Genomic DNA, 20,958 nt, shown 5'->3' on the forward strand with positions numbered 1-20,958 from the left:
GCCAAGAGCGTTGGCCACCATCTTTCCCGAGGCGCGATGAAAAGACGATATCTCGCCGGGTTCCTCCTCGCCGTTCTGTTCGCCGCACTGTCCTTGATCTGGTGGGCCAGGTCGCCGAGACAGCCATCTCTCGTCGTCGGCGGTGAATTACCGGCGCCGTGCCGCGACGCGAGCTTCGAGGCGGTCGCCTATGTCGTCTGCGAAATCGATCTGCGCCACTATGACATCGGTGTGTTCCATGCAGGCCTTGACGGCAAGGCTTTCGGTTCACTGGACAAATTCGACAAGGCGATGGCGGATCATGGCCGGCCGGTGCTGCTCGCCATGAACGCCGGCATGTATCACCAAGACCTGACTCCGGTCGGCCTTCTCGTCGAAGACGGCCGGGAGAAGGCGCCGATCAACGTCGCCGACAGCGAAGGGAATTTCTTCCTGAAACCGAATGGCGTCTTCCTGGTCCGGAAGGACGGCAAGGCGGCGGTCATGGAGACAAGCGCCTATGCTGCGACCAGACTGGACGTGATGTTTGCCACGCAATCCGGCCCGATGCTGGTGATCGACGGCCGGCTTCATCCCCGCTTCGAGCAAAACGGCACATCGCGCTATATCCGCAATGGCATCGGCGTGCGTGACGAAAACACTGTCGTGCTGGCGATCTCGCGCTCTGAGGTCAGCCTCGGCAGCTTCGCGCGACTGTTTCGAGATGCGCTCAATTGTCCCAACGCGCTTTTCTTCGACGGGGTCGTTTCGGCGCTGTCGAACGGCGAGCGGATGATTGTGGGTGGAAGCTATCCGGTCGGGCCGATCATCGCCGTGTCGGCGAAAAGGTGAATTTATTTATGCGCACGTACGCATATGAATGCCGGCGCCAAACTCAGTTCGGCAAAATGCCTGGAGTCGACCATTTCCATCTCGGGCGCGGGAACCGGCTCGACGAAACGATCGAGCGTCCAGCCTGTGTCGGCAAGCCCGTTGAGGATATCGCCGAGCGGCCTGCGATAGGATTCGACATAGGGCTTGGGCTCCCCAAAACCTCCCCAATACATGCCCCAGCGATTCGTTTCAAAATAGGTTTTCGTCCCGCGCGTGCGCGTGTCCTGCCAGTCGCGCATTGGATGGCCCATAGAGAACACCAGCCAGCCGCCCGGGCAGGCCACGCGATGAAACTCAGCGAATACCGGCTCCAGTTTTTCGACATAGTCGAGCGCCAGCGAGCAAAGTATTCGGTCGAAACTGCCATCCGCGAGCCAGTCGAGAGCCCTTTCGAGGTTGCCAAGCCGGATATCGACATCGAGCCCAGCGCATCGCTGACGTGCCAGAGCCAGCATTTCCGGCGTAATGTCGAAGGCACTTACCCGCGCACCTGAGCCAGCCAGCTTTTCCGAGCAGATACCGGAGCCGCAACCGGCGTCCAGTATGTTCAGACCCGTCACGTCGCCCAGCAACTCCAGCGAGGCTGGCCGTTCATAAAGGGCGTTGTGCGGCTTGATCGGCGCCAGCGCGTCATAGCGCTCGGCGAAGGAAGCATAGGCACTGACTGCAACCGGATCGCTGTCGCCTTTGGCCATGACTTCCCGCTTGCGTAGAATTAGTCCGGCACGCTGGTCTGCAGGGCAAGCGCGTGCAACACGCCGCCCATATTGCCCTTCAGCGCGTCATAGACCATCTGGTGCTGCTGGACCCGGCTTTTCCCGCGAAAGCTTTCGGCCACAACCTCAGCCGCATAATGGTCGCCGTCGCCGGCCAGGTCGCGAATCGTCACCTTGGCGTCGGGAATGCCTTCCTTGATCAGCCGTTCGATGTCGTGGGCGTCCATTGCCATATGAGGATTCCTTGTTCAGGTCGTGATCTCATAGATATGGTCGAAATGGCGGATGAACCACAGGGAAAGAGCCCACTCGATCACATCACGGGTCCACGACCTCATTTGCCATGAAGCGAGGGAACCAGGATTCGTGGGCGGCGGTCAATTCGCTGACCGGTATCGCACGCGCCTCGCCCAGCTTCAGGTCGCTGCCGCCGGTCGAGCCGATCCACGGCGCAAAAACGCCGAGCTTGTTTTGTTGTTCGCGAATGGCGTCCCATTGCTCGCTCTGCGGGTCGATCGACAGCGTCAAGAGATAGCGGCCCTGGTCCTCGCCGAACCAGACGGGGATTGGATCTGTGCCGATCAGGCCGGGGATGGTCGCGCCGATGCCGGAGGCCATCGCCATCTCGGCCAGCGCTACCGCGATGCCGCCATCGGAAACGTCATGCGCCGCGGTAACGACACCGGAGGCGATCAGTGCCCGCACATGGTCGCCGACCCGCTTCTCGTGGCCGAGATCGACCGGCGGCGGCGGGCCGTCGGCGCGGCCAAAGATGTCGCGCATATAGACCGACTGGCCAAGATGCGAGCCCCATATCGTCGGCGCGCCGACCAGCACGATCATCTGGCCTTCGGCGGCAAAGCCGATGCGCACCATTTTCGACCAGTCGGCAATCAGACCGACGCCGCCGATGGTTGGTGTCGGCAGGATGCCCTGTCCGTTGGTCTCATTATAGAGGGAGACGTTGCCGGAGACGATCGGAAAGCCAAGCGCCCGGCAGGCATCGCCGATGCCTTTCACAGCACCAACCAGCTGGCCCATGATCTCCGGCCGTTCCGGATTGCCGAAATTGAGGTTGTCGGTGGCCGCGAGCGGCAGAGCGCCGGTGGCGGTAAGATTGCGCCAGCATTCGGCAACCGCCTGCTTGCCGCCCTCGTAAGGGTCGGCCTCGCAATAGCGCGGCGTCACGTCGGAGGAGAAGGCGAGCGCCTTGGTCGGGTGGCCATCGACGCGCACGACACCGGCGTCGCCGCCGGGAAGCTGCAGGGAATTACCCTGGATCAGCGTGTCGTACTGCTCCCAGACCCAGCGGCGCGAGGAAAGGTCCGGTCCGCTCAGCAGCTTGAGCAGTGCGTCAGCCACATCGGCTTGCGGTGCATCGCCGGCCAGCGGCGCCGGCTTCTTCGGCTCGACCCAGGGACGGTCATATTCCGGCGCTTGATCGCCGAGATCCTTGATCGGCAGGTTGGCGACCTCGTCGCCCTGGTGCAGCACGCGAAAGCGCAGATCGTCGGTAGTCTTGCCGACGATGGCAAAGTCGAGGCCCCATTTGTGGAAGATCGCCTCGGCCTGTTTTTCCTTTTCGGGGCGCAGCACCATCAGCATGCGCTCCTGGCTCTCCGAAAGCATCATCTCATAGGCGCTCATGCGCTCTTCACGCACCGGCACCTTGTCGAGATCGAGCTCGATGCCGAGGTCGCCCTTGGCGCCCATCTCGACCGCCGAGCAGGTGAGGCCGGCGGCACCCATGTCCTGGATGGCGATAACGGCGCCGGACGCCATCAGTTCGAGGCAGGCTTCGAGCAGGCATTTTTCGGTGAACGGATCGCCAACCTGCACGGTGGGCCGCTTCTCGTCGATCTTGTCGTCGAACTCGGCCGAGGCCATGGTGGCGCCGCCGACACCGTCGCGCCCGGTCTTGGCGCCGAGATAGACCACCGGCAGGCCAACACCCTTGGCTTCCGACAGGAAGATCGCATCAGTCTTGGCAAGCCCCGCCGCAAAGGCATTGACCAGGATGTTGCCATTGTAGCGGGCGTCGAAATTGACCTCGCCGCCGACTGTCGGCACGCCGAAGGAATTGCCATAGCCGCCGACGCCGGAAACGACACCGGCAACGAGGTGCCTGGTTTTGGGGTGGTCCGGCGCGCCGAAGCGCAGCGCGTTCATCGCCGCGATCGGCCGCGCGCCCATGGTGAAGACATCGCGCAGGATGCCGCCGACGCCGGTCGCAGCTCCCTGATAAGGCTCGATATAGGAGGGGTGGTTATGGCTCTCCATCTTGAAGACGACGCAGTCGCCGTCGCCGATGTCGACCACGCCGGCATTCTCGCCCGGGCCCTGGATGACTTGCGGCCCGGTGGTCGGCAGCGTGCGCAGCCACTTCTTCGAGGATTTGTAGGAACAATGCTCGTTCCACATCGCCGAAAAAATACCAAGTTCGGTAAAGCTCGGTTCGCGCCCGACTAGGTCGAGGATGCGCTGGTACTCGTCGGGCTTCAGCCCGTGCGCGGCAACGAGTTCAGGAGTGATCGGCACGGAATTGGAAATGGTCATGATCGGCAATTGTGTCCTTGGGATCGAGTCCCGTCTTATCGCAAGCGTTGCAGCCGATACACCCCGTTGGATGACTAAAACGATGGAAAGCAACAGCTGACCGCAAGTAGCGAAAGATCGCCACTCGACCCGCCGGTTTCAAGCCGGTTCAGGAAAAGCTGTCGTAGCCGGCGCGGCCTTCGTCCAGAAGCCGCCGGATTACCGCGACGCCGTGCGCGATATCGTCCCGCTGTCGCGGTTGCGAGATGCCAAACCGTACGCCGTGAAAGGCCTGTTCGGAACGCCCTGCCTTGAACTCGTCCTCGTCGTCGATGAGCACGCCATGTTCGAGGCAGGCCTGCTTGAAAGTGCCGGAAAGCCATGGGTCCGGCAAAGTGAGCCAGACGAACGGCACATTATCCAGCGCCTTGAAATCGAAGCCGTCGAGTGTCTCGCGCACGATCGCGATGCGCGCACCGATCTCGGCAATGCTGCGCTTGCGCATCTCGGCGGCCTGACCGGACAGCACCAGCCGGCTGCCCACCTCCGCCAGCAGAAAGGGCAGGCCGCCCGTCATCATCTTGTGGGCAACCCGGATGCGGTGACGGTAAGCCGGCGGGCAAGCGAGCCAGCCGCCGCGAACACCCGCCGCAACCGATTTCGACAGGCCGCCGGCAACGATGGTCCGTTCGGGAGCATATTCGGCCATTAAAGGCGTTGGGTCATCGGTCAGTCCGCCATAGAGATCGTCCTCGATCAGGACGACGTTATATTGACGGGCGACATGCGCGATTGCCTCGCGGCGCGATGCCGACAGCGTAGTCAGCGTCGGGTTCTTGGCCGTCGGCATCAAAAACATCATTTTCGGATGCTTTTGTGCACAGACGCGCTCGAAATCCTGGGGATCGATGCCCTCGTCGTCAGCCGCCACCAGTGCGGTCCGGCGACCGATCAGGCCGGCACTGCGCGAGATCTGCGAATAGGTGAGGTGCTCGAAGACGACATAGTCGCCGGGGGCGGTGAGCCCCGCAATGGTTGCCATCACCGCGGCGTGGGTGCCGAGCGTGGGAACGATGGCATCTACCGCCGGGCGATAGGAATTGCGCGACAGCCAGCGCCTGCCGGCTTCGAACCAGCGGTCCGGGAAATCACGCGTATAGCTTGAAATCTCATGCGGATGGTCTTGCGCCGTGCGTGTCAACACGTCGGCGACGATGGCACCCTGGCCGACGTCCGGTGCGGCCGTGCTATCGAAGCGCAGCTTGTCGCCGGGCGCATCCATATAGCGCGTGCCTTGTTCGACCGGCCCCAGGAAATCCGGCTTTGCGCTCTCCGACTGTTGAGCGAGAACATAGGTTCCGCGGCCGACCTCGCCGCTGACCAATCCCCGCTCGCGCAGCAATTGATACGCCCTGCCGACGGTGCCGACGGTCGTGCCGATGTCGTATGCCAGATCGCGCTGCGGCGGCAGCTTTGCCCCTGCGCCGATCAAGCCGCGGTCGATGTCCGTCTCGATGGAATCGGCAAGCCTCTGATAGAGCGGGCCGGTGCCGGCGGTAAGGTCTGGAAGCCAAGTTGTCATGGTGACAATTTTCTACATTGCACCGAAATGAGAGTCAATACATATAAAACGGGCGATACAAAAGGGCACAATTGCAGTTTTGGTAAGAAAGAAAATGGGTACAATAGGCACAATCCATAGCACGGCAGCTGAATTGCCCGGACTCGGTCCTTCAGGCCGGAGATCCTATGTTCGCCGGCTCGTGCAAGTGGTCACGTCATTCGCCCGATGGATCGGCGGTCTCCTGGAGCGCCGGCGCAGTCGGCTGCTCCTGCTCGAGATGACCGACGATCAGCTCAAGGACATCGGCATTTCGCGCTGCGATGCCCATCGTGAGGGGCTGAGGCCGTTCTGGGACTGAGAAGTTCGACGGGGCGGCTATCGCACTTTAGCGGATGCCCGCCGCCCTGATCCGCGTGACACCGTGGTCCACAAGCACCGCCACAATGCACAGCATCAGAAAGAGCCCGGTGATGGCCAGAGCCGAGACGGCGACGCTGGTCGCGCCGTTCTTGGCGAGATCGAGGAACGGGTAGGGCACTTCACCGGCAATCGGCGCCCGCAGCAGCGCGTAGGCCAGATAGGCGATCGGATAGATCATCCACCAGGAGATGTCGCGCCACCGCGTCGAGCCGTCGGCGCCTGCCACAAGCCACCACAGCACGAACAACACCGGCGTCACATAGTGCAGGAGCACATCGCAGAGCAGGAACAGCCCTTGCGGCTGCCAAAGCTGCGCCAGGACCGTTGCATAAACGATGAGGACCAGCGTTATGGCGACGGCTACGCCCGCCCGCATCCGTGGCGCGGAAAAGGCCGGAAACCATGCATACCCGTCGACGACAGCAACGAGGCATGGACGAGCACCGCGCCGATGTTGGTCAGGATGGTGAAGAAGCTGAAATAGAAGACCAGCGAGCCGGCAAAGCCGCGGCCGGCTTCCATTGATGCCGGGACGGTGATGCAGAGCTGCAGGACGAGCCCGGCCAGGCCGACGACCAGACCGATGATCTGCAGCACGCGACCCATTGGGCTAGGCAGCAGCGCCGCAGGCCGGATTGCCCGCCTGCCAGCGGGCAATGTCCGAGCCGATGCGGGCGCCGAGCGGTTCCGCCATCAATGGGCCGAACACGTCGACGCGGCTCGAATTGCCTTGCGCCTGCACGACCAGCAACGGCTTTCCACCATAATGTTTGGCCGGCACCAGCAGGAAGCGCGGCGTGCCGCTGAACGAATTCAGCTCGTTGGCCATCTGGTACGATTTGAAGGCAGGGTCCTTGCTGGCGATCCAGCATTTGTGGGCAGCTATTGCCACCTGCTCCATGGCAAGCAGTGACGCGCTCTTGCCCGCCGGCGCCGGCGCGCTCTTCGGGCCTGACTGGCAGGAGGCGAGTACAAGACCGGCGGAAGCGGCGAGGGCGAGGCGGGCGAGTGTCGATCGCATGGTCAAGCGGCGCCCATCTCGAGTTCGGACAGAAACACCTTCAGACCGTCTGTCATCTCACCCCAGACGCGCGACAGCGCCGGATGCTGCAGGGCGATTTGCTCATAGGCATCGAATTTCGGATAGCCATCAAGCAGGTCGGGGCGGCCGATCGTCGCCCTGAAATTGTTGAAGACGAAGCGGGTCGGCGTCAGCCAGGCATCGGCGAAGGAGATGTCGTCGCTGAGCGCGAACGGGCCATGCGCCATGCGCGCCTCGATTGCCGCAAGCCCGTGATGCAATCGGGCGAACTGTGCCTTGATCTCCGCCTCGTTGCGCTGCGGCACGAAATGGAGCTCGAACAGCTTCATGGTCGGGGCGAGCACGTCGAGGTCGGTGATGCGGGCGAACATGCGCACCAGCGCCCGGTCCTTCGAGTCCCTCGGCAGCAGCGCCGGCTCGGGAAAGCGCTCCTCCAGATATTCGGCGATGACCACCGATTCGACGATCGTTTCGCCGGAGCCGGTGATCAGCACCGGAATCCGGTTCAACGGCGAGATGGCACGAAATGCCTCGGGGATGGGAAACCCCGGCGGCGGTGCAATGAGCTTGAGCGGCACGTTCTTGATGTAGGCCAACGCCCGCACGATCGACGAATAGGGCGACAACGGCCGCGAATAGAGTTTCATGACCGTGGCTCCAGGAGGAAAATTGAAGGTATCAAGCGGCGATGCCCAGCGCGCTTTCGAACAGCGCCCGGCCGTCGCTGCCGCCATGCGCCGCTTCGATCAGGTTCTCGGGATGCGGCATCAGGCCGAGCACGTTGCCGCGGCCGTTGACGATGCCGGCAATGTCGTTGATCGAGCCGTTGGGATTGGTGCCTTCGGCATAGCGGAACACCACCTGGCCTTCGCCTTCGAGGCGGGCCAGCGTTTCGGCATCGGCGAAATAATTGCCGTCATGGTGCGCCACCGGCGCGCGGATGACCTGGCCCGGCTGATAGCGGCGGGTAAACATCGTGTTGGCATTAGCAATCTGCAGCTTGACTTGCCGGCAGACGAATTTCAGCGAGGTGTTTCGCATCAATGCGCCCGGCAGCAGGCCTGCCTCGACCAGGATCTGGAAGCCGTTGCAGACGCCGATGACCATGACGCCCTTGGCCGCCTTTTCGGCGACAGCCCGCATTACCGGCATGCGCGCGGCAATGGCGCCGCAGCGCAGATAATCGCCAAAGGAAAAGCCGCCGGGAATGGCGATCAGGTCGACATCGGGAATTTCGGTGTCGGTCTGCCAGACGGTGACCGGCGGCGTGCCGGAAATCTTGGTCAGCGCCGCGATCATGTCGCGGTCGCGATTGAGGCCGGGGAGCAGGACGACGGCTGATTTCATGGCGTGTCCAATTGAATCAAGAGGCATATCCAAGTTTGGCGTATCGGCGGCGTATTCACGGGTCAAGCGGCAGTTAAGGCTTTTGGGCTATTTAACGACGGCAAACCGGGCGAACGCATTTGAAGAGCGGCTGGGAACTGAAATTCGAAGACCGACACTGGGCCGCCGGGGTCTCCGGTGCGATTGTCCTGCTTGTTTCCGCATTTATCTATGCGTTCTTTTCTCAAGCTGACGCAACCTTTGCGACGGCGTTTTCGAAAGCGCTTTCTCTGAAAGTCGATCTCGGGCGGTGCTCCTCGTCTTTTGCCAATCTGATCATGGCGCAGATTTCCTATGCATTGACGATCTGCCTGGTGCTTCTGGGCCTCATGGCGTGCCTTGCCGTGGTTTGTGTTCGAGACGCTGCGAACAGGGCCGGATATCTCAAGCTTCTGCTTGGGACATCTGCGTTCATTCTCATCTTGCTGGCAATGGCGATGAACGACGACGGGTTTTGGCTAAGTTCAACAGGCCGCAGATTTTTCGGGCGGCGATTGAGCATAGCTGACGCATGCCTACAGAGTCACAATACTAATTTTATTCGCATTTACGTGATGAGCATCTGGCTTGGTTTTGGGTCTTGGATGCTTATTATGATGGATATTCTGTGCTTTCGAGCGATAGCTCTCCGTCGAAACCATAACGATTTGCCAACTGACTCGGGGCTGCATGCCGAAATACTGGACATTCATGCTAAATACGGCGGTGTGAGGCGGCCAACCCAGGCTCGACGATGGAAGTTATCGGCAGTGGTAGTGGCGGGCCTCTTTTTGGCCGCAGGAATTCACGGGCTGTACAAACTGGCTCTCGTTTTAGGCGCGCTCTAAGCGGCGTTCGCTATGCCCAAGGCGATCGTCCTGCCGCGCCAGCACACCGTAAATGTTCTTCACATCGCCCTCGGTGGCGATGAGATGACCACGGATCGAACCCAACTCGGACTTTACTTCGCCAAGTGTCAAATCCATCCTGTCCAGCCGCGACTGAATGGATTTGAGGACTTCAAAAATCAGGCTTCCATCGATCTCGGTCATCTACCCTCCGGGACAACCTCAGGTAATGGCCACACTATAATTCTCAATCACCGTATTCGCCAGAAGCTTGTCGCACATGGCTTTCAGATCCGCCTCGGCCTTGGCCTTATCGCCCTCGGCAAGCTCGATATCAAAAACCTTGCCTTGCCGCACCTGGCCGACGCCGCCGAAACCCATTCCGGACAGCGCATGCTCGATTGCCTTGCCTTGTGGGTCGAGCACGCCGTTCTTGAGGGTTACGGTAATGCGGGCCTTGATCATGCTGGACATGCTCCTGTTCACCTGTTGAGCTGGCAAGCCATCAATGTGGCTTGCCTTTGACGCCGTCGGTCGATGCGACGAGCACCGGTCCGGCCGGGCGCGGCGGCTCGTTCTCGTTCATGATGCCGAGGCGGCGGGCAACTTCCTGATAGGCTTCGACCAGCCCACCCATGTCACGGCGGAAACGATCCTTGTCGAGCTTATCCTGTGTCGCCACGTCCCACAGCCGGCAGGAATCCGGCGAGATCTCATCGGCAACGACGATGCGCATCATATCGCCTTCGAATAGGCGGCCGCATTCGATTTTGAAATCGACGAGCTGGATGCCGACGCCCATGAACAGGCCGGAAAGGAAGTCGTTGACGCGAATGGCCAGTGCCATGACATCGTCGATCTCCTGTGGGCTCGCCCAGCCGAAGGCGGTGATGTGCTCTTCCGAGACCATCGGATCGTCGAGCGCATCGGCCTTGTAATAGAATTCGATGATCGAGCGCGGCAGCACGGTGCCTTCCTCGATGCCCAGGCGCTTGGCCAGCGAGCCGGCGGCGACGTTGCGCACCACCACTTCGAGCGGGATGATCTCGACTTCCTTGATCAACTGCTCGCGCATGTTGAGCCGGCGGATGAAGTGGGTCGGAATGCCCATCCGGTTGAGATGGTTGAAGATGTGCTCGGAAATGCGGTTGTTGAGCACGCCTTTGCCATCGACGATTTCATGCTTCTTCTTGTTGAAAGCGGTAGCGTCGTCCTTGAAGAACTGGATCAGCGTGCCAGGCTCCGGTCCCTCATAAAGGATCTTGGCCTTGCCTTCATAAATGCGGCGGCGATTTTTCATCTGATTTTTCTCTGGATTTGCGGGCAGGCGGCAAGCGACCAGTTCCTGTCCGTCTGCCTAAAATAAGACGGCGACGGTGGGGTTCAATGCCGGTGTCTATCCCAATCGCACTGTTTGCTCAATCGGCAAATCCTTTCAATCAACCGCTTTCGGGCACCGAAATGCCGCAGCGCAGCAAGCAATGTAGCATATTGACCGGCCTGCGCCCTTTTGGTTTGTGCTCCGGCAACACATATTGGCACAACGAATCGGATTTCACGGAGGGATGCCATGAGCAGCATGAAAGACCGCGAAGAGGGCTTTGAGCGCAAATTCGCATTCGACGAGGAACTTCGGTTCAAGGCTGCGGCACGCCGCAACAGAGCGCTCGGCCTGTGGGCTGCCGAAAAGCTCGGCAAATCCGGCACCGATGCCGACGCTTATGCCAGGGAAGTGGTCGTCAGCGACATCGAGGAAGCCGGCGATCACGACGTTTTCCGCAAGATACGCAAGGATTTCGATGCGGCGGGCATCGACCAGTCGGACCATCAGATCCGCCGCACCATGGATGAATTGATGGCGCAGGCGATCGAGCAGATCAAGAACACCTGATTTTTCAGCCGGTACCGATCGAATGCTGGACCAATCGACCGCCTGGCCTAACCGCGCGGTTTTTCTTTGCCTTTGCGGTCATTTCCGGCTGAATTGCTGCAAGCAAAGAGGAAATCGCCAATGTCCCTGAAGTCACGCCTTGCGGTCGACGAGACGCTGTTCACCGCATGGTCCGGCGTGCCGGATGCCTTGACGGTCGAGATACTGGCCAGGCAAGGATTCGACGCGGTTACGCTCGACATGCAGCATGGGGGCCATCACGAGGACAGCGTGCTGCGCGGGCTTGTGCCGGTGCTGGCCGCCAACAAGCCGGCTTTGGTGCGCATCCCGGTCGGCCGCTTCGACATGGCCAGCCGCGCGCTCGACTTCGGCGCCGAAGCTGTGATCGCGCCGATGGTGAATTCAGTGGCGGACGCAAAGCTGTTTGCCGCCGCCATGAAATACCCGCCGCTCGGCGAGCGCTCCTGGGGGCCGACCTATGCTTTTCCGCGCCATGGCAAGGGCGACTATGCCGACTGGCTGCGCGACAGCAACCAGCGCACCATGGCGTTCGCCATGGTCGAAACGCGCGCCGCGCTTGATTCACTCGACGGCATCCTCGACACGCCGGGCATCGACGGGATATTCCTTGGCCCGTCGGATTTCTCGATCGCCTGGTCGAAGGGCACCACCGTCAGTTCGACGCTGGAGAGCATGATGGAGACCGTCGCCTCGATCGCCGAGCGCACCCGCAAGGCCGGCAAGCATGCGGCGATCTATGTGATGGAACCGGCCGTTGCCGGTCGCGTGGTGTCGATGGGCTACCGGCTGCTGGCGTTGGGTTCCGAGCATTCGCTGATTTCGCTTGGGGCAAAGACCCTGCTGAGCAGCGTCAGGGATTCGATCGCTTCCTAGAGCAATTCCAGGAAAAGTGTGAAACGGTTTTCCGTCCGGAATTGCGTCAAAACAAAGAGATAGAGCGGTTCGCCGTTTCCGTGAAACGATGAACCGCTCTAGAGATCCGTGAGGAATTTCGCGAACGTCATCGAGCCTTCAGGCCAGGGGCCGAAGCCGGAATCCGTGTTGAGATGACCGGCATCCCCGGCGTCGATGAACAGCGAGCCCCACGCCGCGGCAATGTCCTCGGCGACGCCGAAGGCGCAGAACGGGTCGTTGCGGCTGGCGATCACCACCGACGGAAACGGCAGCGGGTCGCGCGGATAGGGGCCGAAGGTCATCAGGTGCCTCGGCTTTATCTCTGGATTGGCGACATCGGGCGGCGCCACGAAGAAAGCGCCGGCGACCGGCCTCTCGAACCGAGGCAATGCTTGAATGACCGCCGCGACGCCAAGCGAATGGGCGACGATGACGACCGGCCGCTCGGCCTCGTTAACCGCCTTGGCGACACCGGCCGTCCAATCCTCGCGCACCGGCTTCGACCATTCCGCCTGTTCGACGCGGCGCGCTGTCGATAGTTTCGACTGCCAGCGGCTCTGCCAATGATCAGGGCCGGAATTGGTGTAGCCCGGCACGATGAGAATATCTGCTTCCCTGACTTTCATGGCGCGCATGTAGCGAGAGGCGCTGTCGGGTGCAACCGGATATGAACTAAACAGCGACACGCAAACGGCCGCTCATGAGCCCGGTTCTGCTCGCTATTGTGAACACCCTGTTCGCTTCTTGCGCTCTTGTGTGAACGATCGCGATCAACGATCTGTCGCCAGGAAAGAAGAATGGCTGTTCCGAGATTTTGGCACGGACATGGCGTAGAATGATTGATGGCGCCGGATTGCTGTGTTGGAAGCTTGTCGAGCGCCGCCTGAACGGAGCACTTTGATGAGCGAACTGCCTTTTGCCGCGACGACCCCGGTCAGCGTTGCCCGCGTCGGCTTGCGGGCGCGCGATGCAGACAATCTCGCTGCCTACTATCGCAAAGTCGTCGGTTTGCAGGAACTGAGCCGCGCCGGCGGCACGATTACGCTCGGCGCAGTCCATCGCCCTTTGCTCGACATCGAAGCGGATCCGGCCGCGAAACCCGATGACCCGCGCAGCGCCGGTCTTTTCCACACCGCCTTCCTGCTACCCAGCCGGGCCGATCTCGGCCGCTGGATCAATCACGCCATCGCCGGCAAGATCGGCATCGAGGGCGCATCCGATCATCTGGTCAGCGAGGCTCTTTACCTAACCGATCCGGAAGGCAACGGCATCGAGATCTATGCCGACCGCCGTCCGCAGGACTGGAAATGGAACGGTGACAAGATAGCGATGGCGACGGAGCGGCTGAACATTCCGTCGGTTGTTGCCGAGGTGCCGGCCGGCGACACCGGCTGGCAGGGCGCGCCGGAAAACAGCATTATCGGCCACGTCCATTTGCGGGTCGGCAGCCCGGAAGAAGCCGAAGCATGGTGGCATCAGGAGTTCGGTTTCGACACTGTGGCAAAATACGGTGGCGCGGCGGTGTTCCTGTCGTCCGGCGGCTATCATCACCACATTGGCGCAAATGCGTGGCAGAGCGCCGGCGCCGGTCGCCGCGATCCCGCCCGCTCCGGCTTGGCCTGGGTCGAGATGCGCTCGGACAATGCCGCAAGCGAGACCACCCGCGAGGATCCGTGGGGCACGGTAATAAGGACGGTTCCCGGTAAGGCGTAGGTTAGAGGTTCGCTTTTTCGAGCAAGCGGCCAAGCATGAGCAGGCCCGCTGGCCATACGCCCAGGCGCGCCTCGTTTCCCATATGGCCGAGATCGCCGGCATCGGCGATATCCGCGCCCCAGGCTGCGGCAAAAGCGGTCGCCTTGTCGAAGGTGACGCGTGGGTCGCTGCGGCTCGCCACCACCAATGTCGGGAAGGGCAGGCGCTTCAGCGGCATCGGCGCGAACGGGCGCACCGCGTCGAATGAGGGATCGGTATCCTCGACATTGGTCGCGGCAACCAGGAATGCCGCCGCGACCTTGTCGAGTTGGCTTTGACTGGCGCCGGCAGCCCACTTCACCGCCGTCGCCACCGCCAGCGAATGCGCAAGCAGCACGACGCGGCGCGGTGCGGCGGCCACCGCGGCATCCACCTGGCCGATCCAGTCTTCAGGCTTTGGCCGGTCCCACTCGGCCTGCAGCACGCGGCTCGAATTGGGGAACACCCGGCACCAATGCGACATCCAATGATCCGGCCCGGAATTGCCGCGCCCGGGCAGGGCGAGGAAATCGAAATCTCCGGCCGACGAAATCATCAGGCTTCTCCAAACACTCGGCTAAAGATCGTATCGACGTGCTTGGTATGATAGCCCAAGTCGAATTTCTCGCGGATCTCGGCCTCGGGCAAGGCTGCGACAACGTCCTTGTCGGCCAAAAGTTCCTCAAGAAAATCAGCGCCTTGCTCCCACACCTTCATGGCGTTGCGCTGCACCAGCCGGTAGGCGTCCTCGCGCGAAACACCGGCTTGCGTCAGCGCCAGCAGCACGCGCTGCGAATGCACAAGGCCACGGAATTTGTTCATGTTCTTCAGCATGTTGTCGGGGTAGACGAGCAGTTTGTCGACAACGCTGGTCAGGCGTGAGAGCGCGAAATCGAGCGTCACCGTCGCGTCGGGCCCGATCATGCGCTCGACCGAGGAATGCGAGATGTCGCGTTCGTGCCAGAGCGCCACATTCTCCATTGCCGGCAATGCGAAGGAGCGCACCATGCGGGCAAGGCCGGTGAGGTTCTCGGTCAGCACCGGGTTGCGCTTGTGCGGCATCGCCGACGAGCCCTTCTGGCCGGGTGAAAAGTACTCTTCTGCTTCGAGTACCTCGGTGCGCTGCAGATGGCGCACCTCGATCGCCAGCCGCTCGATCGACGAGGCGATGACGCCGAGCGTGGCGAAGAACATCGCATGGCGGTCGCGCGGAATCACCTGCGTCGACACCGGCTCGGGCTTCAGTCCGAGTTTCTTGGCCACGTATTCTTCGACGTAGGGGTCGATATTGGCGAAGGTGCCGACCGCACCCGAGATGGCGCAGGTGGCGATGTCCTCGCGTGCGTGCACCAGCCGCTCGCGGCAACGCGAGAATTCGGCATAGGCCTGCGCCAGCTTGACGCCGAAGGTGGTCGGCTCGGCATGGATGCCGTGGCTGCGGCCGATGGTGATGGTGTCCTTGTGCTCGAAGGCGCGGCGCTTGAGCGCCGCAAGCAGCCCGTCAATGCCGGCCAGCAGGATGTCGCTGGCGCGGGTGAGCTGCACGGCAAAACAGGTGTCGAGAACGTCGGAGGATGTCATGCCCTGGTGGATGAAGCGGGCATCCGGCCCGACGAATTCAGCAAGATGGGTGAGAAAGGCGATGACGTCATGCTTGGTGACGCGCTCGATCTCGTCGATGGCGTCGACGTCGAACTTCGCCGCTCCGCCTTTCTCCCAGATGGTCTTGGCGGCCTCCTTCGGGATGACGCCGAGCTCGGCCAATGCGTCGCAGGCGTAGGCCTCGATCTCGAACCAGATACGGAACCGGGTTTCGGGTGACCAGATGGCCACCATTTCCGGCCGGGAGTAGCGAGGGATCATCAGTCGGTCCTGACTTGTGAGAGCATTTGCCCGCGTCCTAACAGAGGCAGGCAAAATGCTCAACGTTGCTGGCGCGCAAACCAGACACTGGCGACAGCGAGTGCAACGAAACCGAGCGGAAAATACAGCCGGATGCCGAGGACGACGAACTGGTAAAGCGCCGTCAACATCGTGAACACGAACTGGAAAACCCAGGTGATGGTGAGCGCGGGTGCATGCCATTGGACATAGTAGGAGCGGTATTGCAGCCCAAAGAGGCCGCCGGTGAAGGTAATTGTCGCGGCGAGAAGGCAGACGAAGGCGGCGGCGAGGGCGATTTCCCAGTGGCGTCCGAGCGAGACGAGCCGCGCCAGAAACAGCCCAACCGGGAAGGCCAGCGCGCCGCCGGCAGCATAAAGCAGCGAGACGAAGCGGACCTTTGCCGGGGTCTCCCAATCGTACTGCAGCAGATTGAGCAGCGCGCTGGCGCCCATCGCTGCCGCCCACAGCAAGGCACCGGCAAATGCGGTGCGCAGCGACGGCAGAGCACGGCGGAGACGGCGCAGAGCGCGATAGCGCATGGCGGGGAACGTCACAGGCGACCGGTTACCGCGATCCAGCGATAGTCCGGCCCTTCGAAGCCGTATTGGCGCACCGCGATCAGCACGGCATAAGCGCTGAGGCTATCCAGCGAAAATGTCTGAACCGCGCCGATCTGGTAGCCATTCGGACAGCCTCTGCTTTGCGGGATCGATTTGTCCTCGTGAATGATCCTCGTCTGGCCGCCATCCTTCGCCTCGATGCGCAGCAGGCGAAAGCCATTGATCTCGCCCTGGCTCTGGCAGCGTTCGGTGTCATTCATGCCGATCTGGTCGAGCCGGAACTCGAGCGGATCGTCGACCGGCGAGAAGATCGGGCGCGGATTGACCACCATGCGGAAGGGATCGGCAGAAAGCTCGGTCACCGGGTTGAAGCCGGCGGTGATGCCGCGATTTGCCGTGAGTTCCGCCTGACTGACGATCGCTTCGCCCCTTTGCCGGGCCTGCAGCCGCGCTGCGGCCACCGTGGCATTCTCGTCGTCGAGCCGGACACGTATCGGCGAGCCCTTCAGGAAACTGTCGTCGGCCGTGTCGATATAATAGCGTGTCGCATAGGGAAATCCCGATCCGTCCTGGACGCCGTATTCCTCGAAGGCAAAGACCCCGCCATCACTGCTGAAGCCGAGGATCTCAAGCTCGGCGACATCGCCTGCGAAGGCGGCGGCCAAAGTTGCAAGCGGGGCAAGCAGGCAGACTGCAAACAGGGCAAGATTTCGCATGGGGCTTTCCATTCCGACGGTCGACGCCCTCAAATTCCTATTACGATGCCGTCAAAAGATCGTGCTGACTGAAACACAAAGTCGATGCATCCAATCCGGCCGTCGTTTGTTATTGTCGGCAACTTCACCGCATCGTGCCTTCCGAAAATCAGGATCGATTTTCGGAAGGCGCGATGCATTGATTCAAAAATGTTTAGAGCGTCCTTTGCGCGTTCAAAGGGACGCGCGGCGCTCTAAGGGAGACCCCCAATGATTGATGCAGCCAAGATTCGCGAACGTATGGAAGTGATCGGCGCCGACGGCGTCCATGTCGGTACCGTCGACAAGGTTGACGGAGATCGCATAAAGCTGACCAAGCGCGACAGCGGCGAGGGCGCTCACAGGGGCCATCACCACTTCATTCCTCTCAGCCTTGTCGCCGAGGTCGAGGGCCAGAAGGTGCGGCTGTCGGCAAACTCGGATGTTGCGGTCACGTTCGAGGAAGAAAAATCCGAACCCACCTGATCATAATCCAGTCTGACTACGGCTCACCCGAATGAGCGTTGCGCGTTCAGCGCGACGACCAGACCGGGAACAGATCGCCCTCGGCCGGCGTCGCGGCAAAGACGCCGCGGCTGATGGCGCGTGCCATCGTGGCGCCGGCCGCGGCGTAGAGATCGACGGCATCGTTGGGTGTGAGCTCAATGCCGCTCTTGCCCGTTGCCAGCGCGAAGACCAGATCGCCGTCTGCGGGCGTGTGTGTCGGCCAAATGGCACGGACAAAGCCGTCATGCGCCGATATCGCCAGACGTTTGGCGGCGGCCTTCGTGAGTACCGCATCGGTGGCGATCACGGCGATGGTCGTGTTGGCGCCGGTTTCCGCCTGTTCTGCCGCATGCTTGTCACGGAACTTCAGCAGGACCTTTCTGGCATCGTCAGGCATCGGGTGGGGATAGCCTAACCCGCCGAACTCGTCGCCGATCTCGAACGGCGCCGCCCAGAAATGGCGGGTCCCTGCGACCGTCACCGAGCCGGTCGGGTTGACGGCGGCGAGCGCGCCGATGGTGACGCCGCTGTCCAGCACTGTCGAGGCCGAGCCGAGCCCGCCCTTCAGGCCGGAACTCAAAGCCCCGCTACCTGCGCCGGCAGTGCCGAGCGCAAAGTCTATCGCAGCGGCTTGCGCGGCTTCGTAGCCAAGGTCACGGTAAGGCGGATACCGGCCCCAATCCTTGTCGCCGCCATTGCGCAGGTCGAACAGGATCGCCGCCGGCACGATCGGCACGCGAAAGCCGCCGACCTCGACGCCGATGCCCCTTTCACGCAGTGCCGCCTGCACCCCCGACGCGGCGTCGAGGCCAAAAGCAGACCCGCCCGAAAGCACCAGGGCATGGATGGCGTGGATCGAATTGTGCGGCTCGAGCAGGTCGGTTTCGCGGGTGCCCGGCGCACCGCCCAGGATTTGCACGCCGGCCACGGCCGGTTCGTCGCAGATGACGGTGGTCACACCGGATTTCAGCTTGGCATTCGCCGCATTGCCGACACGCAGGCCGGCGACGTCGGTGATGAGATTGCGCGGACCCGTATGGAACATCCCTGTGCTGGACATCATTGGCTCTCCGCCGGCACGAAACGGCCGCCGTCGAAACGGAAGGCTCGATAAGAATTTTGCGTCAGGTCACCTTTTTCGTCAAAGCGGATCGGTCCGATCGCCGTGGTGAAGTCATGCGCGGTCAGCACGTTGGCCAGCCTCTCGCCGGAGCTTTGCGTCAATGCTGAAGCCGACTTGGCGATCTCGACCGCGGCATAGGCGGGCAGCGTGTAACCTTCCGGCACGATGTTTTGTCCGGCAAAGCTCTGCAGCACCTTGGGGTCGGCGACATCGGCCCATTCGGGCGGCGCGATCATCAGCGTGCCGACGGCATAAGGCATGTCGCCGAGCGGCGCGCGCAACGCTTCGCCGCCGGCAAACACCATGCCGGTATTTAGCTGGCCAGCATCCCGGCCCATAATGGCGACATCATCGCCGTCGCCGCCGGCAAAGACATGCGTTGCGCCGGCTTTCCTAAGTCGGCCGATCAGGCCAATCTGGTTATCGAGCTGCGGCCGGAACGTGTCGACGAAAACCGGCTTCAGCGCCGCTTGCTCGGCGGCTGCCCGAAACGTCTCGGCCATTTCGCGGCCATAGATCGTGCCGTCGTCGACTATGGCGAACAGCTCGGTCTGCCATAGGCGGGTGAGGATGGCAGCGACGGCATTGCGCTCGTCGTCGCCGCGCGGCCCGAGACGATAGATCGGCCATCCGGTCTTGGCGCGCCGGTCGGTCAGGCTTTCCGTGCGAACGCCGACTGTGATCACCGGTATGCCGGCATCCTTGAGGATCGGCAGAGCCGCCTCGATTGCGTCGGTGCACAAAAACCCGACGACGACGTTGACCTTGGCCGCGGTGAATTCCCGCGCGGCGGCGGCGCCACCGTCGGCCGTGCAGGCGTCATCGATCGTCCTGATCTCGGTACCGTCAGCTTCAGCCGCCATTGTCGCGCCGGCCTCGATCTGTTTGCCGAGGATCGCCGACGGCCCCGACAAAGGAGCCGCGACGCCGACCAGCAGCGTCTCGGCGCTCGCACCACCGGCGACCGAGAGCCAGGCCAGCACCGCTATTGTGGTTGTCGAACGTCGCATGCGAGCGAAGAATTCCTCCACGCCGGTCGCGTGGTTGCCGGCGCCAATGCCGTCAAGACCTAAAGGCTGGCCAGCTTTGGCGCAACACGCGAATTCGGGATATGGGTCAAGCACTTCGCTTGTGGCCTGCAATATCCCCCCATATATAACGGTTGGTTCTGACTAGTGGAAAATCATCGGTGCTGAAGAAGAATGACATCGGGCCGCAGGCCTACCGCGACGCGATGGCCCATTTTGCTGGCCATGTGCATGTAGTCACCACCGATGGCCCTGCCGGCAGGCGCGGCGCGACGGTGATCGCGGCCTGCTCGGTGTCGGACACGCCGCCAACCATCCTGGTTTGCCTCAATCGTGAAAATCCCAAGAACGAGCCGTTCGTGGAAAACGGCAAATTTGCCCTGAACACGCTGGCTTCGGATCAGGAGCCGCTGTCGATCGGCTTTTCCGGCATTACCGGCCTGCCGGTCGAGGAGCGTTTCGCGTTGGCCGAATGGGATGTGATCTCGACCGGTGCGCCGACGCTGAAGGGCGCGCTCGCCGTCTTCGACTGCGAACTGATCGACTCCAAGGATCTGGCCACCCACCGTGTGCTTTTTGGCCAAGTTACAGGTTTGCGCATCGGCGATAATTTGCGGCCGCTGATCTATCACAACCGCGGCTACCACGCTTTGTAGAGGCTTTCAGATGGCCGCGCCCGCGAAAACAGAATGACCGAGTTGAAAACCGCGTCCGACGCCGCGGACGGTCGACGAGACGCTCGATCTGTTAACCCGTGCGGATTATGTGCGGACCGGTCGCTGGCAACCGTGCTGTTTTTATGCGTTCGGTCGACGCGCGCCCGTGGATCGAGGCTGGCGTGAAGCGCGTCGCATAACCACATGTCTGCCAGGGAGAAAATCATGGAACGCAGTATCTATCTCGATGAGGCCCGCGACCCGCTGATCATCGCGGAGGGCTGGATGAAGGACGGCAAGGATGTCGCCATTGCCACTGTGGTCGAGACCTGGGGCTCGGCGCCGCGCCCGGTCGGCAGCCACCTGGTCATCGACGCCGAAGGCAATTTCCACGGCTCAGTCTCTGGCGGCTGCGTCGAAGGCGCGGTGGTCACCGAGGCGGTCGATGTTATCGATAGCGGCAAGGCCAAAATGCTCGAATTCGGCGTCGCAGACGAGACCGCCTGGCAAGTCGGCCTGTCATGCGGCGGCCGCATCAAGGTCTATGTAGAAAGATTGGGTTGATC

At 61.9% G+C, this 20,958-nt stretch carries 26 protein-coding genes and 2 pseudogenes; 10 read left to right on the forward strand and 18 right to left on the reverse strand.

The features are described 5' to 3' along the window. Positions 1-36 precede the first annotated feature (36 nt). Positions 37-831, forward strand: coding sequence for a phosphodiester glycosidase family protein (locus NKH90_RS12940; RefSeq protein ID WP_352474643.1), 795 nt, complete (start codon positions 37-39; stop codon positions 829-831). Positions 832-833: 2 nt separating this feature from the next. Here NKH90_RS12940 and NKH90_RS12945 read toward each other — a convergent pair whose 3' ends face one another. The 4 genes from NKH90_RS12945 to NKH90_RS12960 all read right to left on the reverse strand — a co-directional run bounded on the left by NKH90_RS12945 (position 834) and on the right by NKH90_RS12960 (position 5,706). Continuing rightward, a complete protein-coding gene (locus NKH90_RS12945; protein WP_352541435.1) occupies positions 834-1,568 on the reverse strand; it encodes a class I SAM-dependent methyltransferase in 735 nt (244 codons plus the stop codon). A 20-nt stretch (positions 1,569-1,588) separates the two neighbouring features. After that, the gene (locus NKH90_RS12950; RefSeq protein WP_023674714.1) at positions 1,589-1,822 is read right to left on the reverse strand and encodes a BolA/IbaG family iron-sulfur metabolism protein; all 234 of its coding nucleotides are present in this window, start codon (positions 1,820-1,822) and stop codon (positions 1,589-1,591) included. Positions 1,823-1,907: 85 nt separating this feature from the next. Beyond that, a complete protein-coding gene (gene purL, locus NKH90_RS12955; protein WP_352819662.1) occupies positions 1,908-4,145 on the reverse strand; it encodes a phosphoribosylformylglycinamidine synthase subunit PurL in 2,238 nt (745 codons plus the stop codon). A gap of 148 nt (positions 4,146-4,293) precedes the next feature. Beyond that, a complete protein-coding gene (locus NKH90_RS12960) occupies positions 4,294-5,706 on the reverse strand; it encodes an aminotransferase-like domain-containing protein (protein ID WP_352541433.1) in 1,413 nt (470 codons plus the stop codon). 187 nt (positions 5,707-5,893) lie between these two features. Here NKH90_RS12960 and NKH90_RS34855 point away from each other — a divergent pair, with 187 nt between their 5' ends. Then, the gene (locus tag NKH90_RS34855) at positions 5,894-6,046 is read left to right on the forward strand and encodes a DUF1127 domain-containing protein (protein ID WP_502898832.1); all 153 of its coding nucleotides are present in this window, start codon (positions 5,894-5,896) and stop codon (positions 6,044-6,046) included. 27 nt (positions 6,047-6,073) lie between these two features. Here the strand turns inward: NKH90_RS34855 and NKH90_RS12970 are convergent. The 4 genes and pseudogenes from NKH90_RS12970 to purQ form a co-directional block, all read right to left on the reverse strand. Continuing rightward, positions 6,074-6,714, reverse strand: a pseudogene (locus NKH90_RS12970) (Pr6Pr family membrane protein). Between the two features lie 4 nt (positions 6,715-6,718). After that, positions 6,719-7,129, reverse strand: coding sequence for a hypothetical protein (locus NKH90_RS12975; RefSeq protein WP_352474652.1), 411 nt, complete (start codon positions 7,127-7,129; stop codon positions 6,719-6,721). A gap of 2 nt (positions 7,130-7,131) precedes the next feature. Then, positions 7,132-7,797: a glutathione S-transferase family protein gene (locus NKH90_RS12980; protein WP_352819664.1), complete on the reverse strand. Its 666-nt coding sequence runs from the start codon at positions 7,795-7,797 to the stop codon at positions 7,132-7,134. A gap of 31 nt (positions 7,798-7,828) precedes the next feature. Beyond that, the gene (gene purQ / locus NKH90_RS12985; RefSeq protein ID WP_352750203.1) at positions 7,829-8,497 is read right to left on the reverse strand and encodes a phosphoribosylformylglycinamidine synthase subunit PurQ; all 669 of its coding nucleotides are present in this window, start codon (positions 8,495-8,497) and stop codon (positions 7,829-7,831) included. Positions 8,498-8,616: 119 nt separating this feature from the next. On the opposite strand from purQ, the gene NKH90_RS12990 reads away from it, so the two are divergent. Beyond that, on the forward strand, positions 8,617-9,363 hold the full coding sequence (locus NKH90_RS12990) for a hypothetical protein (protein WP_352766805.1): 747 nt from the start codon (positions 8,617-8,619) through the stop codon (positions 9,361-9,363). Here NKH90_RS12990 and NKH90_RS12995 read toward each other — a convergent pair. From NKH90_RS12995 to purC, 3 genes are read right to left on the reverse strand one after another with little or no spacing between them, the layout of a single operon-like run. Next, positions 9,349-9,567 carry a hypothetical protein gene (locus NKH90_RS12995; RefSeq protein WP_352766803.1) on the reverse strand — a complete coding sequence of 73 codons (219 nt, stop codon included), beginning with the start codon at positions 9,565-9,567 and terminating at the stop codon, positions 9,349-9,351. The genes NKH90_RS12990 and NKH90_RS12995 overlap by 15 nt on opposite strands. 18 nt (positions 9,568-9,585) lie before the next feature. Then, positions 9,586-9,828, reverse strand: a complete 243-nt coding sequence (gene purS, locus NKH90_RS13000) for a phosphoribosylformylglycinamidine synthase subunit PurS (RefSeq protein ID WP_352766801.1) — start codon at positions 9,826-9,828, stop codon at positions 9,586-9,588. A gap of 40 nt (positions 9,829-9,868) precedes the next feature. Beyond that, positions 9,869-10,663 carry a phosphoribosylaminoimidazolesuccinocarboxamide synthase gene (gene purC / locus NKH90_RS13005; protein ID WP_023674725.1) on the reverse strand — a complete coding sequence of 265 codons (795 nt, stop codon included), beginning with the start codon at positions 10,661-10,663 and terminating at the stop codon, positions 9,869-9,871. 270 nt (positions 10,664-10,933) lie between these two features. Between purC and NKH90_RS13010 the strand changes: the two genes are divergently transcribed. Together NKH90_RS13010 and NKH90_RS13015 are read left to right on the forward strand one after the other, a co-directional pair. Continuing rightward, complete coding sequence (locus NKH90_RS13010; protein ID WP_254817651.1) at positions 10,934-11,254, forward strand: DUF1476 domain-containing protein; 321 nt, start codon at positions 10,934-10,936, stop codon at positions 11,252-11,254. A gap of 120 nt (positions 11,255-11,374) precedes the next feature. Beyond that, positions 11,375-12,148, forward strand: a complete 774-nt coding sequence (locus NKH90_RS13015; RefSeq protein ID WP_352819666.1) for an HpcH/HpaI aldolase family protein — start codon at positions 11,375-11,377, stop codon at positions 12,146-12,148. A 98-nt stretch (positions 12,149-12,246) separates the two neighbouring features. Here the strand turns inward: NKH90_RS13015 and NKH90_RS13020 are convergent, their stop codons facing one another. Beyond that, positions 12,247-12,795 carry an RBBP9/YdeN family alpha/beta hydrolase gene (locus tag NKH90_RS13020; RefSeq protein ID WP_352766961.1) on the reverse strand — a complete coding sequence of 183 codons (549 nt, stop codon included), beginning with the start codon at positions 12,793-12,795 and terminating at the stop codon, positions 12,247-12,249. A 274-nt stretch (positions 12,796-13,069) separates the two neighbouring features. Here NKH90_RS13020 and NKH90_RS13025 point away from each other — a divergent pair, with 274 nt between their 5' ends. Next, a complete protein-coding gene (locus NKH90_RS13025; RefSeq protein ID WP_352819668.1) occupies positions 13,070-13,882 on the forward strand; it encodes a VOC family protein in 813 nt (270 codons plus the stop codon). A gap of 1 nt (position 13,883) precedes the next feature. On the opposite strand, the gene NKH90_RS13030 is transcribed toward NKH90_RS13025, so the two are convergent. From NKH90_RS13030 to NKH90_RS13045, 4 genes are read right to left on the reverse strand one after another with little or no spacing between them, the layout of a single operon-like run. After that, on the reverse strand, positions 13,884-14,456 hold the full coding sequence (locus tag NKH90_RS13030) for an alpha/beta hydrolase (protein ID WP_352637835.1): 573 nt from the start codon (positions 14,454-14,456) through the stop codon (positions 13,884-13,886). Further along, positions 14,456-15,763, reverse strand: coding sequence for an adenylosuccinate lyase (gene purB / locus NKH90_RS13035; RefSeq protein ID WP_352819670.1), 1,308 nt, complete (start codon positions 15,761-15,763; stop codon positions 14,456-14,458). Before purB ends, NKH90_RS13030 begins: the two co-directional genes overlap by 1 nt. 59 nt (positions 15,764-15,822) lie before the next feature. Further along, a complete protein-coding gene (locus NKH90_RS13040) occupies positions 15,823-16,323 on the reverse strand; it encodes a hypothetical protein (RefSeq protein WP_352614092.1) in 501 nt (166 codons plus the stop codon). Positions 16,324-16,334: 11 nt separating this feature from the next. Beyond that, positions 16,335-17,060: a DUF2259 domain-containing protein gene (locus tag NKH90_RS13045; protein ID WP_352501595.1), complete on the reverse strand. Its 726-nt coding sequence runs from the start codon at positions 17,058-17,060 to the stop codon at positions 16,335-16,337. Between the two features lie 249 nt (positions 17,061-17,309). Between NKH90_RS13045 and NKH90_RS13050 the strand changes: the two genes are divergently transcribed. Beyond that, a complete protein-coding gene (locus tag NKH90_RS13050; RefSeq protein ID WP_352474015.1) occupies positions 17,310-17,564 on the forward strand; it encodes a DUF2171 domain-containing protein in 255 nt (84 codons plus the stop codon). Between the two features lie 46 nt (positions 17,565-17,610). Here the strand turns inward: NKH90_RS13050 and NKH90_RS13055 are convergent, their stop codons facing one another. Continuing rightward, positions 17,611-18,630 (reverse strand): P1 family peptidase, encoded by a 1,020-nt coding sequence (locus NKH90_RS13055; RefSeq protein WP_352819764.1) that lies wholly within the window; start codon positions 18,628-18,630, stop codon positions 17,611-17,613. A 14-nt stretch (positions 18,631-18,644) separates the two neighbouring features. After that, entirely contained in the window at positions 18,645-19,718 is a 1,074-nt protein-coding gene (locus tag NKH90_RS13060) for a branched-chain amino acid ABC transporter substrate-binding protein (protein WP_352819672.1), read from the reverse strand. Positions 19,719-19,897: 179 nt separating this feature from the next. Between NKH90_RS13060 and NKH90_RS13065 the strand changes: the two genes are divergently transcribed. From NKH90_RS13065 to NKH90_RS13070, 3 genes and pseudogenes are all read left to right on the forward strand, one after another. Continuing rightward, entirely contained in the window at positions 19,898-20,392 is a 495-nt protein-coding gene (locus NKH90_RS13065) for a flavin reductase (protein ID WP_352449411.1), read from the forward strand. A 33-nt stretch (positions 20,393-20,425) separates the two neighbouring features. Beyond that, positions 20,426-20,554: pseudogene (locus tag NKH90_RS34860) on the forward strand (AAA family ATPase); the annotation flags it as partial. Positions 20,555-20,617: 63 nt separating this feature from the next. Then, positions 20,618-20,956, forward strand: a complete 339-nt coding sequence (locus NKH90_RS13070; RefSeq protein WP_352662504.1) for an XdhC family protein — start codon at positions 20,618-20,620, stop codon at positions 20,954-20,956. The last annotated feature ends 2 nt before the right edge of the window (positions 20,957-20,958 follow it).

Source organism: Mesorhizobium sp. M0898, from assembly GCF_040319695.1.
In the GTDB taxonomy this organism is placed as follows: domain Bacteria; phylum Pseudomonadota; class Alphaproteobacteria; order Rhizobiales; family Rhizobiaceae; genus Mesorhizobium.

What these genes read in the sequence shown, in the direction of transcription:
- NKH90_RS12940 (WP_352474643.1), top strand. Translation starts at nt 37, where the DNA reads ATGAAAAGACGATATCTCGCCGGGTTCCTCCTCGCCGTTCTGTTCGCC.
- NKH90_RS12945 (WP_352541435.1), bottom strand. Translation starts at nt 1,568, where the DNA reads ATGGCCAAAGGCGACAGCGATCCGGTTGCAGTCAGTGCCTATGCTTCC.
- NKH90_RS12950 (WP_023674714.1), bottom strand. Translation starts at nt 1,822, where the DNA reads ATGGCAATGGACGCCCACGACATCGAACGGCTGATCAAGGAAGGCATT.
- purL (WP_352819662.1), bottom strand. Translation starts at nt 4,145, where the DNA reads ATGACCATTTCCAATTCCGTGCCGATCACTCCTGAACTCGTTGCCGCG.
- NKH90_RS12960 (WP_352541433.1), bottom strand. Translation starts at nt 5,706, where the DNA reads ATGACAACTTGGCTTCCAGACCTTACCGCCGGCACCGGCCCGCTCTAT.
- NKH90_RS12975 (WP_352474652.1), bottom strand. Translation starts at nt 7,129, where the DNA reads ATGCGATCGACACTCGCCCGCCTCGCCCTCGCCGCTTCCGCCGGTCTT.
- NKH90_RS12980 (WP_352819664.1), bottom strand. Translation starts at nt 7,797, where the DNA reads ATGAAACTCTATTCGCGGCCGTTGTCGCCCTATTCGTCGATCGTGCGG.
- purQ (WP_352750203.1), bottom strand. Translation starts at nt 8,497, where the DNA reads ATGAAATCAGCCGTCGTCCTGCTCCCCGGCCTCAATCGCGACCGCGAC.
- NKH90_RS12995 (WP_352766803.1), bottom strand. Translation starts at nt 9,567, where the DNA reads ATGACCGAGATCGATGGAAGCCTGATTTTTGAAGTCCTCAAATCCATT.
- purS (WP_352766801.1), bottom strand. Translation starts at nt 9,828, where the DNA reads ATGATCAAGGCCCGCATTACCGTAACCCTCAAGAACGGCGTGCTCGAC.
- purC (WP_023674725.1), bottom strand. Translation starts at nt 10,663, where the DNA reads ATGAAAAATCGCCGCCGCATTTATGAAGGCAAGGCCAAGATCCTTTAT.
- NKH90_RS13010 (WP_254817651.1), top strand. Translation starts at nt 10,934, where the DNA reads ATGAGCAGCATGAAAGACCGCGAAGAGGGCTTTGAGCGCAAATTCGCA.
- NKH90_RS13015 (WP_352819666.1), top strand. Translation starts at nt 11,375, where the DNA reads ATGTCCCTGAAGTCACGCCTTGCGGTCGACGAGACGCTGTTCACCGCA.
- NKH90_RS13020 (WP_352766961.1), bottom strand. Translation starts at nt 12,795, where the DNA reads ATGAAAGTCAGGGAAGCAGATATTCTCATCGTGCCGGGCTACACCAAT.
- NKH90_RS13025 (WP_352819668.1), top strand. Translation starts at nt 13,070, where the DNA reads ATGAGCGAACTGCCTTTTGCCGCGACGACCCCGGTCAGCGTTGCCCGC.
- NKH90_RS13030 (WP_352637835.1), bottom strand. Translation starts at nt 14,456, where the DNA reads ATGATTTCGTCGGCCGGAGATTTCGATTTCCTCGCCCTGCCCGGGCGC.
- purB (WP_352819670.1), bottom strand. Translation starts at nt 15,763, where the DNA reads ATGATCCCTCGCTACTCCCGGCCGGAAATGGTGGCCATCTGGTCACCC.
- NKH90_RS13040 (WP_352614092.1), bottom strand. Translation starts at nt 16,323, where the DNA reads ATGCGCTATCGCGCTCTGCGCCGTCTCCGCCGTGCTCTGCCGTCGCTG.
- NKH90_RS13045 (WP_352501595.1), bottom strand. Translation starts at nt 17,060, where the DNA reads ATGCGAAATCTTGCCCTGTTTGCAGTCTGCCTGCTTGCCCCGCTTGCA.
- NKH90_RS13050 (WP_352474015.1), top strand. Translation starts at nt 17,310, where the DNA reads ATGATTGATGCAGCCAAGATTCGCGAACGTATGGAAGTGATCGGCGCC.
- NKH90_RS13055 (WP_352819764.1), bottom strand. Translation starts at nt 18,630, where the DNA reads ATGTTCCATACGGGTCCGCGCAATCTCATCACCGACGTCGCCGGCCTG.
- NKH90_RS13060 (WP_352819672.1), bottom strand. Translation starts at nt 19,718, where the DNA reads ATGCGACGTTCGACAACCACAATAGCGGTGCTGGCCTGGCTCTCGGTC.
- NKH90_RS13070 (WP_352662504.1), top strand. Translation starts at nt 20,618, where the DNA reads ATGGAACGCAGTATCTATCTCGATGAGGCCCGCGACCCGCTGATCATC.